This is a genomic window from Micromonospora sp. NPDC127501, from assembly GCF_040302185.1.
Lineage (GTDB): Bacteria > Actinomycetota > Actinomycetes > Mycobacteriales > Micromonosporaceae > Micromonospora.
The window spans coordinates 1-15905 of sequence record NZ_JBEORJ010000004.1 but is presented as its reverse complement, the minus strand read 5'-3'; the positions used below and the strand labels follow the sequence as shown (position 1 = coordinate 15905).

At 71.4% G+C, this 15905-nt stretch carries 10 protein-coding genes; 5 read left to right on the top strand and 5 right to left on the bottom strand.

Going from position 1 to position 15905, the window contains the following annotated elements; genetic code table 11:
* Window positions 1-29 precede the first annotated feature (29 nt).
* Window positions 30-1295 (top strand): acyltransferase family protein, encoded by a 1266-nt coding sequence (locus ABTW72_RS10095; RefSeq protein ID WP_350856771.1) that lies wholly within the window; start codon window positions 30-32, stop codon window positions 1293-1295.
* A 117-nt stretch (window positions 1296-1412) separates the two neighbouring features.
* Window positions 1413-2591 carry a glycosyltransferase family 4 protein gene (locus tag ABTW72_RS10090; protein WP_350857857.1) on the top strand — a complete coding sequence of 393 codons (1179 nt, stop codon included), beginning with the start codon at window positions 1413-1415 and terminating at the stop codon, window positions 2589-2591.
* Here the strand turns inward: ABTW72_RS10090 and ABTW72_RS10085 are convergent.
* Genes ABTW72_RS10085 through ABTW72_RS10075 form a run of 3 tightly spaced genes read right to left on the bottom strand, consistent with a single transcriptional unit; the run spans window position 2576 to window position 6393 of the window.
* Window positions 2576-2770, bottom strand: coding sequence for a hypothetical protein (locus ABTW72_RS10085; RefSeq protein WP_350856768.1), 195 nt, complete (start codon window positions 2768-2770; stop codon window positions 2576-2578). The two genes, ABTW72_RS10090 and ABTW72_RS10085, sit on opposite strands and share 16 nt — an antisense overlap.
* A gap of 35 nt (window positions 2771-2805) precedes the next feature.
* Window positions 2806-4515: an MmpA family trehalose lipid delivery protein gene (locus tag ABTW72_RS10080; protein ID WP_350856766.1), complete on the bottom strand. Its 1710-nt coding sequence runs from the start codon at window positions 4513-4515 to the stop codon at window positions 2806-2808.
* Window positions 4516-6393, bottom strand: coding sequence for a glycosyltransferase family protein (locus ABTW72_RS10075; RefSeq protein ID WP_502892190.1), 1878 nt, complete (start codon window positions 6391-6393; stop codon window positions 4516-4518). It lies immediately after the preceding gene.
* Window positions 6394-6560: 167 nt separating this feature from the next.
* Here ABTW72_RS10075 and ABTW72_RS10070 point away from each other — a divergent pair, with 167 nt between their 5' ends.
* Together ABTW72_RS10070 and ABTW72_RS10065 are read left to right on the top strand one after the other, a co-directional pair.
* Window positions 6561-10925: an alpha-(1->3)-arabinofuranosyltransferase gene (locus tag ABTW72_RS10070; RefSeq protein ID WP_350856760.1), complete on the top strand. Its 4365-nt coding sequence runs from the start codon at window positions 6561-6563 to the stop codon at window positions 10923-10925.
* Window positions 10922-12163 (top strand): lipopolysaccharide biosynthesis protein, encoded by a 1242-nt coding sequence (locus tag ABTW72_RS10065; protein ID WP_502892181.1) that lies wholly within the window; start codon window positions 10922-10924, stop codon window positions 12161-12163. The genes ABTW72_RS10070 and ABTW72_RS10065 overlap by 4 nt, the downstream gene beginning before the upstream one ends.
* On the opposite strand, the gene nudC is transcribed toward ABTW72_RS10065, so the two are convergent.
* The gene (gene nudC / locus ABTW72_RS10060; protein WP_350856757.1) at window positions 12160-13077 is read right to left on the bottom strand and encodes an NAD(+) diphosphatase; all 918 of its coding nucleotides are present in this window, start codon (window positions 13075-13077) and stop codon (window positions 12160-12162) included. The two genes, ABTW72_RS10065 and nudC, sit on opposite strands and share 4 nt — an antisense overlap.
* Before the next feature lie 182 nt (window positions 13078-13259).
* Here nudC and ABTW72_RS10055 point away from each other — a divergent pair, with 182 nt between their 5' ends.
* A complete protein-coding gene (locus ABTW72_RS10055) occupies window positions 13260-15080 on the top strand; it encodes a VanW family protein (RefSeq protein ID WP_350856754.1) in 1821 nt (606 codons plus the stop codon).
* 152 nt (window positions 15081-15232) lie between these two features.
* Here ABTW72_RS10055 and ABTW72_RS10050 read toward each other — a convergent pair whose 3' ends face one another.
* Window positions 15233-15493 (bottom strand): hypothetical protein, encoded by a 261-nt coding sequence (locus ABTW72_RS10050; RefSeq protein WP_350856752.1) that lies wholly within the window; start codon window positions 15491-15493, stop codon window positions 15233-15235.
* Window positions 15494-15905 lie beyond the last annotated feature (412 nt).

The window sequence follows — 15905 nt, the reverse complement described above, 5'->3', positions numbered from 1 at the left end:
ACCTTCAAAGCGACCCCCTGGATGTCCAGATGTCCACAGCCGCCGCGCCAACAGTTCCGCAGCCTTCGGTAACCGACCGACTCCCCGCCCTCGACGCGCTGCGAGCAATTGGCGCCGTGGCGGTCGTCGGTCACCACGTCGGGTTCCAGACCGCCGCCACCATGAACACCACGTGGGGCGGCTGGCTGGCCCGGCTCGACGTCGGCGTTGCCATCTTCTTCGTGCTCTCCGGATTCCTGCTGTTCCGACCGTGGGCGCTGAACGCCGCAACGGGACAGTCCCGACCGCGCGCCGGGCGGTACCTCTGGCGGCGGGCCCTACGAATCCTGCCGGCCTACTGGCTGGCGGTGCTGGTCTGCCTGATCGTCCTGCCGCAGAACCGGCCGGCGTCCGCCGGTGACTGGATTCGCCACCTCACCTTCACCCAGATCTACGGGCCCGGCCAGTTGCGCTCCGGGCTCACCCAGACCTGGAGCCTCGCCACCGAGGTCGCGTTCTACCTGATCCTGCCGCTAGTCGCCGTGCTCGCTGTTGGTCGGTCATGGCGTCCCGTCCGAACCGTCGTGATCGTCTGCGGGGGTTTGTTGGTGACCGGGGGATGGCTCGCCCTCTTGGGGATCGGCTGGCTCCACAACGGGCTGCACACGATGTGGCTCCCCTCGTACGCGGCCTGGTTCAGCGCAGGGATGGCCCTGGCGACGGCGCACGTCGCCCTGCGCACCGGGACCGCGCCCGGCGCTTTCCGCGTGCTGGACGACCTCGCCTCCGCACCGATTGCCTGCTGGGCAGCGGCGGTCGGGCTGATGGCGATCGCGACGACGCCCATCGCCGGCCCCCGCGACCTCGCCGGTCCGACAGCCGCCGAGTTCGCGGTCAAGCTGGCCCTGTACCTCGCGATCGCGACACTGATCCTGATCCCGCTGGCCTTCGGCGGGCGAACGCGCGTCAAGGAGGTCTTCGGCGCCGAGTCCGCACGATGGCTCGGCACCGTCTCGTACGGACTGTTCCTGTGGCACCCGCTGGTCATCGAACTCATCTACCTGGTCAACGACCGACCTCTCTTCACCGGCGGACTGTTCAACATCTTCGCGCTCACCATGGTCTTCGGGCTGGTGTACGCGGCCGTCAGCTACTACGGCGTCGAGCGGCCCCTGCAACTGCTCGGATCGCAGCGTCGGAACCGACGGGCCGGGCGGGGGCAGGCATCCGGCAGGCCCGCCGTCGATGTGCCCGCACCGGCCCGCACGGCTCCGACGGTCACGGCGGGTACTCCGACGCCCCCGTTCGGCGCGTAGCGTCCGACCGATCAGCGCTGCCCATCCGGGCATTGCCGGGCCGGCACCCCAGCCCCTAGTGTGACGCGCGTCCCTAAATTACTTGAGAGTAGGGTTCGCGTGGAGCGTCGCTTCGGCATGCCCGGACACGTGCTGTTCCTCAACTGGCGAGACACCCGTAACCCCGAGGGTGGCGGTTCCGAGGTGTACGTGGAACGGATCGCCGCCGAGTTGGTGGCGCGTGGTTTCCGCGCCACCCTCTTCTGCGCCGCCCACAGCGAGGCACCCGGCGACGAGATCAACGAGGCGGGCGTCCGGCTGGTGCGGCGCGGCGGCAGACACACCGTCTACCTCTGGGCGGCGCTCAGCTACCTGGCCGGCGCGCTGGGCGTCGGCCCGCTGTCGAGCCGTCGGGGCGGCCGGCCCGACATCCTGGTCGACGTGTGCAACGGGTTGCCGTTCCTCTCCCCCCTGTGGACACGGCGCCCGGTGGTCAAGCTGATCCACCACGTGCATCGCGAGCAGTGGCCGGTGGTCCTTCCGCAGTGGGCCGCCCGGTTCGGCTGGTGGGTCGAGTCGTCGCTCGCCGTCCGCGTCTACCGGCGGTGCCGGTACGTCACCGTCTCCGAGGCCACCCGCAGAGAACTGGCCGTGCTGGGCGTACCACCGGAGCAGGTCGCCGTGGTGCACAACGGCACTCCGGCGCTGCCCCGCACCGACGCCGAGCGGGCTACGTTCCCGCTGCTCGTGACGCTGAATCGGCTGGTGCCACACAAGCGGGTCGAGGTGGCGTTGCGGGCTGTCGCGGCCCTCTCCGACGAGTTGCCCCAACTGCGGCTGGTCGTCGCCGGCCAGGGCTGGTGGGAGTCGCACCTGCGCGAACTCGCCGCCGAGCTGGACATCACCGAGCGGGTGGATTTCCGGGGCTTCGTGACGGAGGAGGAAAAGGCCGCCCTGCTCGCCTCGGCCTGGGTCGCCCTGACCCCCTCACTGAAAGAGGGCTGGGGCCTGACGATTGTCGAGGCGGGTTCCGCGGGAACGCCAACGGTTGCGTTCCGGGAAGCGGGTGGAGTCGCCGAAGCTGTCGTGGACGGGCGTACCGGCCTGCTGGCCGACGACATCGACGACTACCTGGCGAAGGTGCGCACGCTTCTGCACGAGGAAGAGATGCGGCGGGAGATGGGCGCGCAGGCCCGGGAGCACGCGGCGAGTTTCACCTGGCAGGCCGCGGGTGGGCGCTTCGCGGACCTGCTGAACGGTGCAGAGTCGCCCCGCCCAGTGCAGCGGCGGGGCGAGCCGTCCTACCTGTCGCCGTAGACCTCGGGGGCGTACGGGTCCTTCTTTCCGGCACGCTTGGCCGCTTCCGAAATACTCTTGGCCTCGTTGGCCGCCTCTTTGTCGGTGGCGGTCGTGGCGGCCGAGAGCCCGCCGAGGGCCAGGATCCCCAGCAACGCCGCCACCATGCCGGAGACGACCAGGGTCAGAGCTCTACGCATGCCAATCCTCCAATGGCGAGACGTGCGAGCGGACGTTACCACGCGGTAGGGCGGCGGTGTAGTGCCGAAATGGCGGCGGCCATGACCACCAGAAGGGCAGCGCCGAGCGCCATCACGACGGCCCACGCGCCACGCCCAGGGGGATCCGATTCGGGAGGAACAGTCGGATTCCGGTAGAGAGTGAGAAACGGTCCCTCGTGGACGACCTGCAGGTCGCGCAGGGTCGCCGGGTCGACCTCGCCGGGCAGTTGATGCTGCACCACCACCCAGCGCACGCCCGTCGCCGAGACGGGCCGCCCCTCGGCCAACACCCGGCGCACCTCGCGGAGCCGTGGATTCTCCCCGGCCACCGCGACATCACCGACCCGGAGCGTGTCGTCGATCAGCACCGTCCCCGGCAGATAGCGGGGCGCCGGATCCAGGACGACACGTCCCGGGTTCCACGGATAGGCCCGATAGGCGGACAGGGGCAGCGCGAGGATCTCCCCCGGCTCGCCGGCCACCCGCTCGGCCACCGCCTGCCAGTCCGCCGGATAGTTCACCGGACGAAGCCGCCCGGCACCGCCGAAGGCGAGGTCCGGCATGACGGCCACCGGCAGGAGCAGCAGGCCGACCAGAACCACCCCCGCCACCTCCCGGTCGATTCTCGCCACCAGCCGCTCGGCGCCCAACGCGGCACACACCACCAGCAGCAGGGCGTACGGGGCCAGGAATTTCTGACCGTCTCGAAGCAGCCCTCCACCCGGCAGATGCACCACCGCCCAGCGCAGCGCGGCGGCCCCGCCGGGGAGCACCCCGAGGGCAGCCAGAAGGCAGGCGACCCCGGCGAGCACCGCCAGCCGTACCGCCGTTCCCGGGGGCAGCCGCCGCCGCAGCAGGCCGGCACCGACACCGGCCAGAATCAGCAGGATCAGGGTCGCCAGCGGCACCAGCGGTGCCGCGCGGCTGGAGGGGGTCGCCTGCGCGCTCCAGACGCCACCCGTACCCGCGAGCGCCACCAGCGGGCCGGCCCAGTTCTCCGAACGCGCCGCGAACGCCGCCACCCCCGCCGGGTCGGATGAACCGCCAGCGCCGGTGACCAGGGCCGCGGTCACCCAGGGGGCGTTGAGTAGCGCGACGCCGCCCACCACGAGCGCCGACCGGCGAAGGCGCGTCCGGTCCGAGACCAGCAGGACCACAGTGCCCAACGCGATCAACCCGCCGGTCGGGGTGATCGCGGCGGGAGCAGCGGCGAGAACCACCCGAGCGAGCGCGCCATCACGACCCGCCCGCAGGTCCAGCGCCGCCCGGACCAACCAGGGCAGCGCGGCGTACGCGAGCAGCAGCCCCCACTGCCCGATCAGCAGCCGCTCAGCAAGGTAGGGCGTCCACGCGTACGCCACCGCGGCGAGCAGCCGGACCGCGAGCCGTTCGGTCGGCACCAGACGGCCGGCGCCGACAGCGGCCAGGAGAACCGCCCCACCGAGCGCCACCCGCTGCACCACCCAGCCCGGCACGAGCTGGGTGACCAGGGACATCAGTGCGTCCATCGGCACCGCCCGGGGCAGAGTCTGCGCCGGGGCGACGAGATCCCAGGTCAGCGGCTGCCGAGGTACGAACACCATGTCGTACAGCAGCGCGTAGCCGGGTGCCGCAAGCGGGGCCAGCACCAGCACCGTGACGGCCGCCGCGACGGCGTACAGCGGCAGCGTGTCCCGCACCCGCCGCACCGGTGGGGCGTCGACGCGGGTGGTCTGCTCAACCATTCACGGTGCCGGCACCGCGCGACCGACGGTGATCAGTTGGGTGCACACCCTGACCCCCGAGGTGCTCACGGTGACCTCGACGGCGTCCCCAGCCCCCTCCAGCAGGAAGAACACGTCGTTCAACCCGCGCTTCAGGGTGATTACCCGGACGGCGTCCCCGAGACGGACGATTGCCGTCGAGTCGCCCGTACTGACGTAGCCGAAGTGGATCGCGTACGGCCACTCCTCCAGGTACCCGTCCAACGGGATCCGGGCGGGCTGGCCACCCTCCGCCAGGTGACCGCAGTTGGGCACCGTGCCGGGCACGACCTTCCGCCCCTGAACCACGACCGGACGAATACGGCCGAAGTCGTCGAACATGAACGGCTTCTCGGCCTCCTCCACGAAGGTGGGCCGACGCTCGGCCGGTCGGAAGAAGTGCGACTGGAGATTGTCCGGCCAGAAGTAACCGGCGATGACGCGGTCCGGGACGGTGGTTTCCAGGAAGACGGTGCCCGGCGCAGCGGCGGCGAGCTCGATCTGCGCCGTCGCGAGGTAGTCCCGTCCGTACTTGGTGCTCCAGTTGTCCCCGAAACGGGCCGTGCTCCACAGCGTGCCCACGCCGATGGTGACCAGGACGACGATTATCGAGACCAGGCCGACCGCGAAGGCACCCGGCTCCCGCAGAACGGTCGGCACCGGCCACGCGGACACGTCGTCCTCATCGGCGTCCTTCGTCCCCAGCAGCGCCACGCCGGCACAGATGGCGGCGACCAGCACCACGTCGGCAACGTACCGGGGGATGATTCCCACGAACGAGCCGAGCGGGCCACCGAGGCGGGTCACGGCGAAGAGCGCCGCGACCAGCCCGAGGTAGCACGCGAGTAGCAGCCACGCCCGCCGAGCCGACGGGCGCCGCCGCGCGGTGACCACGATGAAAGCCACCAGCACCGCCCAGGACAGCCACTTGGCGATGTCGTACGGGTTCACGGCCGGAGGACCGTCACCGGCGTACGACCAACGCCAGGGGCCTCCGAGCAGACCCGGAACGACGGTTTCGCCGACCAGGTCACCGAGGAATTTGAGGACCTGACCGACGGATGTGGGTTCGTCCAGCTCGCGGGCGGGACGGGTCAGATAGAACGCCAGGTACGCCCCGGAGAGCGCACCGAGCACCAGCCACGCCGGCCAGTGTCGGCGGACCGTCGTCACCAGGCTGCGCCAAGCACCGCCCGACGTGAAGAGGAAGAGGGTCAGCAGGAACAGCAGCGGCACGACCAGCAGGGACTTGGTGTCGAAGAGCAGGCCGAACACCACCCACAGGACGACCGCCACGAGGTGCCGCAGTCGGCCGGTCCGCACGTATCGGATCTGGGCCGCCGCCGCCATGACCAGGGCCAGCTGCATCGGCATCACGAGCAGCCCGACGAGCCACAACGAGGAGACCTCAAGCGTCAGCGGGCTGAACACGAACAGGCACAGCGGGATGAGCAGCCCCCAGCCTGGCCGGAGCAGATCGCGCAGCAGCCGGTAGACGGCGAACCCGATCGCCGCCTGGCCGACCGCCAGCAGCAGCACCCAGGGCCAGGTGACGAACCCCGCCGCCCGCACCATCGCCCACGCCACCAGCAGGCCGCCGGGCATGAGGTGGTTGTTGAAGGTACGCAGGAGGAAGTCCGCGTCCAACCGGGTGTCGAGGACCTGGGCGGCGATGACGAACTCGTCCTGGGAGAACCAGCCACGGGTGGCAAGGCCGGCGCGCCAGGCGACGGACACGACGATGAGGGCGAGCGCTACCGCGCGGACGCGGTCGGCACGGAACCATCGGCCGACCGGACCCGGCCGGTCGGCATCGGACGTGACGCGTTCCGGGTGCGTCTCGGCCTCAGCTTCTGGCATTGACATGGTCGGCAGCCTGCCACACGCTTACACGCCGTGGGGATGGCCGTTCTCCCGATAACGCCAGCGCGGCACCCCTGGTGGCCCGTCCGTGCCAGCTCCGGATAACGTCGCGCAACGGTCGTGGGTTGCAGGTGCGCGTCCGGCTGGCGAAGACAGGAGCCGAAATGCGTGCAGAGGTGACCAGTGACGCCGCACCGGGTTCCAGCCGTGCCCGGCACACGGCTCGACGGTTCCGGCACCTGACCATCTGCATCGCTCTCACCGCCCTCGCCTTTCAGCAGGCCCCGGGTCAGATCGTCCCCGACACCAAGATCGACCTGAACGTCAACGCGACCGGGTGGCTGCTCCGCTCGCTGCACCTCTGGGACCCCACCGGCACGTTCGGTCAGCTACAGAACCAGGCGTACGGATATCTCTGGCCGATGGGCCCGTTCTTCCTGCTCGGATCAGAACTCGGCCTCGCGCCCTGGGTGGTCCAGCGGCTGTGGTGGGCGCTGATCTTCTGTGTCGCCTACCTGGGAGCGGTACGGCTGGCGGGCAGGCTGGCTATCGGCACGCCCGCCGGACGCATGATCGCCGGTGTCGCCTTCGCGCTGTCACCCCGCATCCTCACCCAGCTCGGCTGGGGCTCGGTGGAGTCCTGGCCCAGCGCCATCGCCCCCTGGGTGCTCATTCCGCTGGTGGGCCTCGCCCGCGGCACCCCCGTGCGGCGCGCCGTCGCCGGGTCGGCCGTCGCCGTCGCCTGCGCCGGTGGAGTCAACGCCACAGCCGTGGCCGCGGTGGTGCCACTCGCCCTGCTCTGGCTCGCCACCCTCCAGCCCGTACGCCGCCGCGTCACCGCCATCGCCGCCTGGTGTGGCGCGGTGGCGCTGGCCACGGCGTGGTGGTTGGTTCCGCTGCTGGTTCTGGGGCGGTACAGCCCACCCTTCCTGGACTACATCGAGACGGCCCGGAACACGACCAGCGTCACCGACGCGGTGACGACGCTCCGCGGCGCCTCCTACTGGCTCGCCTACCTGGCCTCCCCGTTCGGTCCGGTCCTTCCGTCCGGTGCACGACTCGCCAACGCGGCGGTACTGGTCGCCGCCACCCTGGTCGTCGCCGCCCTCGGTGTCCTTGGGCTGTCCCGACGCGGGATGCCGCACCGCCGGTTCCTCATCACCGGTCTGGTGCTGGGTGCCGCGCTCGTCGGTCTCGGACACGTCAGCGACCTGCCGAACATCCTCGCCGGCCCTCAGCGGGAGTTCCTCGACGGCGTCGGTGCCCCCCTGCGTAACGTGCACAAGTTCGACGTCCTGCTCCGCCTGCCCCTGGCCCTGGGCATGGCGCACCTGATCGGCCTCGCCGTCCGCGCGGCACGCACCGCGCCCGAGCTGCACCGCCCACGAACTGTCGCACGCGCCTGGCTCACGGCCGGCGTGGCCATGGTCGCCGTCACGGCGGTTGCCACGCCCGCACTCGCCGGCGGTCTCGCCACGCCGGGCGGCGTCAAGGCGGTGCCCGGCTACTGGCATGAGGCCACGGACTGGCTCGACGCGAACACCGGGCGCGGGCGGGTACTCGTCGTACCCGGGGCGCGTTTCCCCTCGTACGACTGGGGCACCACCACCGATGAGATCACCCAGCCGCTGCTGAACAGCCGGTGGGCGGTACGCAACGCCATCCCCTTCACCCCACCGACGACGATCCGGCTGCTGGACGCGATCGAGTCGACACTCGCCACCGGCTCCGGCTCGACCGGGCTGGCCGACCTGCTCGCCCGGTCCGGGATCAGCCACGTCCTGTTCCGCGCCGACCTTGACCACGGCCGCTCCGACACGGCCCGCCCGGCAGTGGTCCGCCAGGCACTGGATCGCTCACCCGGGCTGACCCGCGTCGCCTCCTTCGGCCCTTTGCGCGGCGGGCCGTCGTCTCCGGACGAGTTCCGCGACCAGGGGCTCGACGCGCCCGTCCGGGCGTTGGAGGTCTACCGGGTCGACCGGCCCGTCGAGCCCGTGGTCGCCTACGACCGTGACGACGTGACCACAGTGGTGGGTGGCCCGGAATCGCTCCTCGACCTCGCCGCGGCAGGGCAGCTCGGCCCGGCGCCAACGGTCCTGGCAGGCGATGCGGCGGCTACCGGCGTCGCCGGGCCGGTCGCGATGACCGACGGTCTGCGCAGGCGGGACGTGTCGTTCGGCCGACTGCGCGACAACACCTCCCAGACTCTCACCGCCGATGACACCTTCGAGGTGACGGCACCCGCCCACGACTACCTGCCCGAGTGGGGGGCACAGCAGTCCACCGTCGCCCGTTTCGAGGGCATCAGCGCGATTCGCGCGTCGACCTCCCGTTCGCAGGTGGACTCTCCCGGCGGCGCCCGCCCCGAGCACCAGCCGTACGCGGCGATGGACGGCAATCCCGAAACCTCCTGGCAGTCCGCGCCGTATTCGCCCAGCGACCGCCAGTGGGTCGAGGTGGGCCTCGCGAACCCGACACGGGTCACCCGGGTCGAGGTCTGGTTCGACGTGAAGGCCGACGCCCTGCCGACGGCGGTGACCGTCACCGCCGGGTACGAGAGCCGCACCGTCGACCAGTTCAGTGATCACATGGTCTTCGAACTGCCCGGCGTCCATGTCACCCGTGCGGTCCAGATCACGATCGACGACGCTTACGACCTCCGCTCGCTCGGCAACGGGTCGGTCGGCATCGCCGAGATCAAGATTCCCGGGATCCAGACCAGCCGGACCCTTCTCCTTCCCGCCGCACCGGCCACCGACCGGCCGGCGACCGTCGTCGTGTCGGCGGCGCCCACTACACCGGCCTGCTTCTCCGTCGACGGCCTCCCTCGCTGTTCCACCGACGCCGTACGCGGCTCTGAGGACGGCTCCACCATCGACCGGACCCTCTCCCTGCCCGCCGCCGGGGCGTACGACGCCAAGCTGTGGGCGCGGCCGACGGCCGGCCCGGAGCTGGACAACGCCCTCGACAAGCTGGTGGCCGACGCACAGCCGCTGCGTCTCTCCGCGCAGGTCAACGCCTCCTCTACGGCCGTTGCCGACCCGACCGGCCGGGCCGGCGCGGCACTCGACGGGGATCCGACCACCAGTTGGTCACCGGCGGCCAGCGACGAGGCGCCGATCCTTCGCCTCAAGTGGCTCAAGCCGCAGACCATCACCGGGCTCCGTTTCTCCGTGGACGACGAGACAGCCGCCACCCGCCTCGGCAGTGTGCGAGTGGTCGGCGACGACGGATTCCGAAGCAGCCTGCTCGGCGACGACGGTCTCCTTCGCCTGGATCCGCCGATGCGGACCGACGAGATCACCATTCAGTTCCTCGACAAGCCGTCCGCCACGAGCACCGACCCGTACAGGTTGCGGCTGCCGGAGCAGTTGCCCGTCGCGGTCGGCGAGGTGACGGTGCTGCCCGGAGCGCCCATCGTCAAACCGCGCCTCGACACACCTCTGACGCTGGCCTGTGGGTCGGGCCCGACGCTGCAGATCGGCGCGTCCCGGGTGACCACCACGCTCCGCGGCACACTCCGCGACCTGCTCGAACTGCGCGAGATGCCGGTGGCACCGTGCGGGCGGGACACGCCCCGACAGCTTGACCTGGGCCGCGGGGAGCACCGCCTGGTGACCACACCGAGCAAGCTCGCCTCGGCGACTCGGGTCGCCCTGGTGCCGCGGACGCCCAGGTCGACCCCGGCTGCGGTCGCCAGCACCATCGAGGTGGGCTCCTGGGCAGCCACCGAACGACGGGTACGGGTGGCCGATCACCCCGTCGACCGTGTACTCGCCGTGCGGGAGAACACCAACACCGGCTGGGAGGCGACCATCGGCGGGCGGACGCTGGAGCCGCTGGTGGTGGACGGATGGCAGCAGGGCTGGATTCTTCCCGCCGGCACCTCCGGCGAGGTCGTACTGCGCTTCGCCCCGGACACGACGTACCGGGCGGGCCTGCTGCTCGGCGGCATCCTGCTGGCGGTGGTGGTCCTCCTCGCGGTGCTGCCCGCCCGACAGCCCACCGGGCGCTTGTCGTCGGCCGCCGTACCGAGGGGCCGTCGTCGGCTCACCCGGTCCCTGCCGCTGTTGGCCGTCGGCGCCGCCGCACTGGTGCTGTGGAGCGGTCTCATCGGCGGCCTGCTGGTCGCGGCGGGGTTCATGCTGGCGGTACCCGGCCCACGCCGCCTGCCCTGGCCGGCCGACCCACGTCGGGCCAGGACGATCAGCCGGGCCGTCGAGACGTGGCTCCCCGGGGCGCTCGTTCTGCTCGCCGGGTGGCTCTATCTCAATTCGACGCAACGCAACACCGACGCCCTCTTGCAACTGATGATCGTCGTCGCCCTGGGTGCTCTCTGGCTCTCCACCGCCGCCCGGCGACGACCCGTACGCCGGGCCACGACGACTCCGGCGGAACCAGCGAAACCGGCGGAACCAGCAGTATCGGCGGAACCAGCGGAACAAGCGGCAGCAGAGGACCGGAAGCCGGACCTGGCGGCATCGGGGCCAGCCGACGGGCAGCATCCGACCCTCTCCGAGATCACGTGAGGGCTCGGCGGTCCCCCCGTTCGGAGGGGACAGCGGAGACGGAGCGGGCGGGCGGACGGATCAACGGCCTGGGCGCGGCGGGGGCCGCCGTCACAGTGGCCGGCGTCCTCGTCAACGGCCTGGCCTACCTGGTCCCGGTGTTGGCCGCCCGTCGGCTGGACCCGGCCGACCTCAGCGCGCTCGCCACCGCCCTCGGTCTGGTGGCCATCGTCGGTGTGCCCGGGCTCGGCCTGCAACTGGCCGTCGCCGTGCACCACGCCCGGCACGGCGCCTCCGACACTCGGCGGCTCACCGTCATCACCGCCGCGGTGGCCGCCGGAACCCTGGTCGCGGCGACGCCACTGCTGGTCACCGCCCTGGATCTCCCGGTCGAGATGCCCGCGCTGCTGGCGGTCACCACCGCGGCGATCGTGCTCTCCTCCCGGTCCCTCGGAGAGTTGCAGGGTGGCCAACGCTTCGTACGACTCGCCGTCGGGATGGCCCTGCTCGCCGCCGGCCGCTACGGCGGCGTCATCGCCGGGTTGCTGCTCGGCGCGGGACCAACCGGCGCGCTGGCGGTCGGCGCGTTGACCGCCGCCCTCACCCCTGCGGTGCTGACCCGACTCGCCCGCGAGCCCCGACGGTCGTCCACCGCGCCACGGCTGACCGTCGCTCAGGTCGTCGCCGGCTGCGGTGCGACCCTGGCGATGCTCGTCGTCTCCTACGCCGACCTGCTGCTGGCCCGGCAACTGCTGTCCCCGTCGGATTCCGGGGCGTACTCGGTCGGCACCGTCCTGAGCAAGGGCGCGCTCTGGGCACCGCAGGTCGCCGCCGTCCTGGCCCTACCGCGACTGGCCCGCGGTGACCGGCGCAGCCGAACGGTTGCGCTCGCGGTGACGGGCGGGTGCGGCGTGGTGCTGGTCCTCGCCTCGACGCTCGCCGGAGGGCTCGCCTTCCGCCTCGCCGGTGGGCCCGACTACGACCACCTGGGCCGGTACGCGCCCCTCTTCGCGGCGGTCGGTGCGCTCTACGCGGTGACGTTCGTGCTGCTCAACGACCGACTCGCGGCCGGCGCGCGCTGGGCGGCGGCACCGCTGTGGGTGGGCGTGGCCGGCCTGGTGGCCGTCACCGCGACCCTCCGGCCCCACACCGTCCCCGGCCTTCTCATCGTGGCCCTGGCCACGGCCGTCGTCACCACCGCCCTGATGGCGGTGACGGCCCGTCGGCGCGCTCCGGTTCCGGCGGCCGAGCCCGACTAGCCCTCCGCGAGCCAGTCCGTCAGCAGCCGGTGGTCGATCGAGTCCACCCGACCGAGCGGACGACCCGAGGCTGCCCGGTCCCGCAACTCCGCCCGGGTGAACCAACGCGCCTCCAGCAACTCCTCGCCGTCCACGCGAACCTCGTCGGAGGTGGCCGTGGCCCGGAAGCCCACCATCAGGCCTGCGGGGAACGGCCACGCCTGTGACCCCTGGTAGGTCACGTCGGTGACGGTCACGCCCGCCTCCTCGCCCATCTCCCGACGGACCGCGTCCTCCAGACTCTCGCCGATCTCGACGAAGCCGGCCAGCGTCGAGTACGCGTCCTCGGCCGCGCCCGCGTGCCGGGCCAGCAGACAGCGCCCCGACCGACCGGGTGCCTCGACCAACACGATGATGGCCGGCTCGATCCGGGGGAACAGCAGACGTCCGCACTCCGCGTCGGTGCAGGTCCGCAGGTGCCCTCCGCCGTCGGCGACGGCCGGCGCGCCACACGTCCCGCAGAATCGCTGCTGCCGGTGCCAGTGCAACAAACCCCTGGCGTACGCCTGGACGGCCGCGTCGCCGGGTTCCAGCCGCCCGACCAGTGCCCGCACGTCGACGGACCGCACCGCACCGGCCATCTCGACGGCGGACCGCTCGGGGAGTGCGGAGAGGTCCGCGGCGAACACGGCCGCCCCTCCATCGAGCCCCAGGAAGACGGTCTCGCCGGCGGCGGACCGGACCAGCGCCGCGCGCTCCGCGCTGAGCCGAACCGGCCCGTGCCCGTCGACGAGACAACGGTCCCGCCACATCGGCAGCAGCACGCTGGTCGCCTCGGTGAGCAGCGCACCCAACCGCGTCGGATCGGTGCGCAACGGTCCCGCCCGGTCCAGCGATCCGCCCCCGTACGCCAACACCCGCTCCGCAGTGCCCACCCGGTCACCGTGCCACGTCGGTGGTCGGCCGTCGGCACCGCCCCCGGACCGGTGCGACACGCCGAACGACACGCGGTAGCAGCGCCTGATGGGCGCAGCCGACGAGTACGGCCGGGCATTCGTTACCGTAGGTGCCTCCGGGAGGGAGGACCTCCCGCGGCACCCTGGCGATCGAGGTTGCAGTGACGCTGTACGGCGAAAACAGTCCACCCGCCGACGACCGGCCCACCGTGCAGGTCACCGCGGTCACCTGGCCGGACGATGGAGCTGAGCCGGTCACCACAGCCGCTCCCGGCGAGCCGGACGGCGGCCCGCGCCGGCCGCGTCGGATGCGCACGCTGCTCGCCGCCGGCATCACCGGTGGCGTCCTCGCCGCCGTGGCGGGTGCCGGCGCCTGGGCGTACGCCGGTGACGTTCCCCGTGGCACCAGCGTGCTCGGCACCGAACTGGGCGGCCGGAGCCGCGCGGACGCCGACCGGGAGTTGCGGGCGGAGCTGGACCGGCGGGCGGCAACGCTCGCCACGCCGCTGAAGGTCACCGTCGACGGGCGCACCGCCGAGATCAACCCCGCCGACGTGGGGCTGACCGTCGACGTGCCGGCGACCGTCGCGGCAGCCGCCGAGGCCGACGCCCACCCGGTCAGCCGGTTGGTGGGCTCCCGCACCGTCGAGCCGGTGGTGACCGTCGACGTGGGCCGGTTGGACGACGCGCTCCGTAAGGTGCTCGGCAACCAGGCCCAGGGAATGACGATGCCGGCGATCACCTATCAGGGCACCACGCCGAAGGTCGTACAGCCCAAGCCCGGGCTGGCTCTGAACCCGGAGCGTTCCGCCGAGGTGGTCCGCGCCGGCTGGTTGGCCGGTGCCCCGGTCACCGTGCCCCTGGTGGAGACCCACCCGGCGACCACTCCGGAGGAGTTGGACCGGATGGTCAACGAGCTGGCGAAGCCGGCGGTCGCCGCGCCGGTCACCCTGCGTACCAACAAGGGGCAGGTGACGATCCCACCCGCCGCCATCGCGAAGAGCCTCAGGTTCGGCGCCGACAAGGCCGGCAAGCTCGCCCCCTCCGTGGACGTCAAGCGGCTGCGGGCGGCGCTCGGCGACAAGCTGGCCGCCATCGAGGTGCCGCCGAAGGACGCCACGATGACGATTTCCGGTGGCCGGCCCACCGCCAAGGAGGGGCGAGCCGGGCAGCAGCTGGACTCGGCAGCCCTCAGCCGAGACCTGCTGGCCGTACTGCCGAAGGCGGACGGCCGCGAGGTGACCGGCGAGTTGAAGCCGACGCCGCCGGAGCTGACCGGGGAGAAGCTCGCCGGCCTGGGCATCAAGGAGCGGGTGTCGACCTTCACCACCCGGTTCACCGGCGGCATGGCGTCGTCGCGTAGCCAGAACATCGCGACCATCGCGAGGAAGGTGGACGGCACGGTCGTGCTGCCTGGGAAGACGTTCTCACTCAACGGGCACACCGGCGAGCGCGGGTACGCCCAGGGCTACCGGGACGCACCTGTCATCCTCGACGGCAAGCTGGTGCCGGGCGTCGGCGGCGGCACCTCGCAGTTCACCACCACGCTGTTCAACGCGACCTACTACGCCGGCTTGGAGGACGTCGAGCACAAGCCGCACTCGTACTGGTTCGACCGGTACCCGGCGGTCATCGAGTCGACCATCTTCTGGCCGGATCTGGACTTCAAGTTCCGCAACAACACCGAGTACGGCGTGCTCATCGACACGTCGTACACGTCCAGCACTATCACCGTTTCGATCTGGAGCACGAAGATCTACGACAGCGTGAAGACCGAGTACGGGCCGCGCCGCAACATCACGGCGCCGAAGCAGATCCACCTGGCTCCCGGGCCCTCGTGCATCGAGACCAACGGCATCAACGGCTTCACCCAGGACGCCTTCCGGGTCATCAAGAAGGGCGGCGTGGTGGTCAAGCGGGAGAAGTTCACCTGGCGCTACGACGCTGAGCCCCGCTACGTCTGCGGGCCGAAGACGTCCTGAGGCCCCGCTCCGGGTCGATCCTGCTCTGAGGTCAGTCCTGCTCTGAGGTCAGTCCTGCTCTGAGGTCAGTCCTGCTCTGAGTCGGCCCTGCTCTGAGGCGGCCCTGCTCTGGGGTCGGTCCTACCCGGGGTCAGCTCAGGTCTGGGGTCAGCTCAGGTCTGGGTCAGCTCGGTGGCGTTGCCGCCGTGCCCATTGCGCTTGCCGCCCTGGGGTGGCATCGGCACCGTGCGAGTTTCCTGCACCCGGATCTCGGCCCGGAACCGGTGCGCCGCGGGGTGCCACATCTCCTCGAACGGACCCATGACCTCGCCACCGATGCCGCGACGACGGACCCGGGACGCGAGCCACCAGAGGATGCCCAGGACCGCCGCCACGCCTCCCGCGAACACCAGAAAGATCAGGACCTCATCCACAGGCCGAGCCTAGCCCTGGACGCCAGGCCCAGGCCTGGACCGCACACTCAGCTTGCAGACCCACTGACCGCCGAACCCCTGATCTGCTGACCCCCGACCGCTGATCTGCTGATCCTCAGGCCGCAAGATCGCGCAGCATCCTGGATGTAGTGGTATCCGCACGCCGTGAGGCCACTACATCCAGGAACGAGCGTGACCTTGCCAGCTCCGGGCGCCCTGAACCCCTCCTTCCCGTCCTCACCGGGTCACCGGGTAGCCCGGGGTACTCAGCAACCCGGGTCGATCAACCCGGGCAGGGATACGTAGGAAAAGGGGAAACGCAGAAAAGGCCACCCCCCATTGGGGGTGGCCTTTTCTGGAAGATTGTCCGGCGGCGTCCTACTCTCCCACACCCTCACGAGTGCAGTACCAT

Bases quoted from the DNA above. Each gene is read 5' to 3' on its own strand.
- ABTW72_RS10095 (WP_350856771.1), top strand. From the start codon at position 30: ATGTCCACAGCCGCCGCGCCAACAGTTCCGCAGCCTTCGGTAACCGAC.
- ABTW72_RS10090 (WP_350857857.1), top strand. From the start codon at position 1,413: ATGCCCGGACACGTGCTGTTCCTCAACTGGCGAGACACCCGTAACCCC.
- ABTW72_RS10085 (WP_350856768.1), bottom strand. From the start codon at position 2,770: ATGCGTAGAGCTCTGACCCTGGTCGTCTCCGGCATGGTGGCGGCGTTG.
- ABTW72_RS10080 (WP_350856766.1), bottom strand. From the start codon at position 4,515: ATGGTTGAGCAGACCACCCGCGTCGACGCCCCACCGGTGCGGCGGGTG.
- ABTW72_RS10075 (WP_502892190.1), bottom strand. From the start codon at position 6,393: ATGCCAGAAGCTGAGGCCGAGACGCACCCGGAACGCGTCACGTCCGAT.
- ABTW72_RS10070 (WP_350856760.1), top strand. From the start codon at position 6,561: ATGCGTGCAGAGGTGACCAGTGACGCCGCACCGGGTTCCAGCCGTGCC.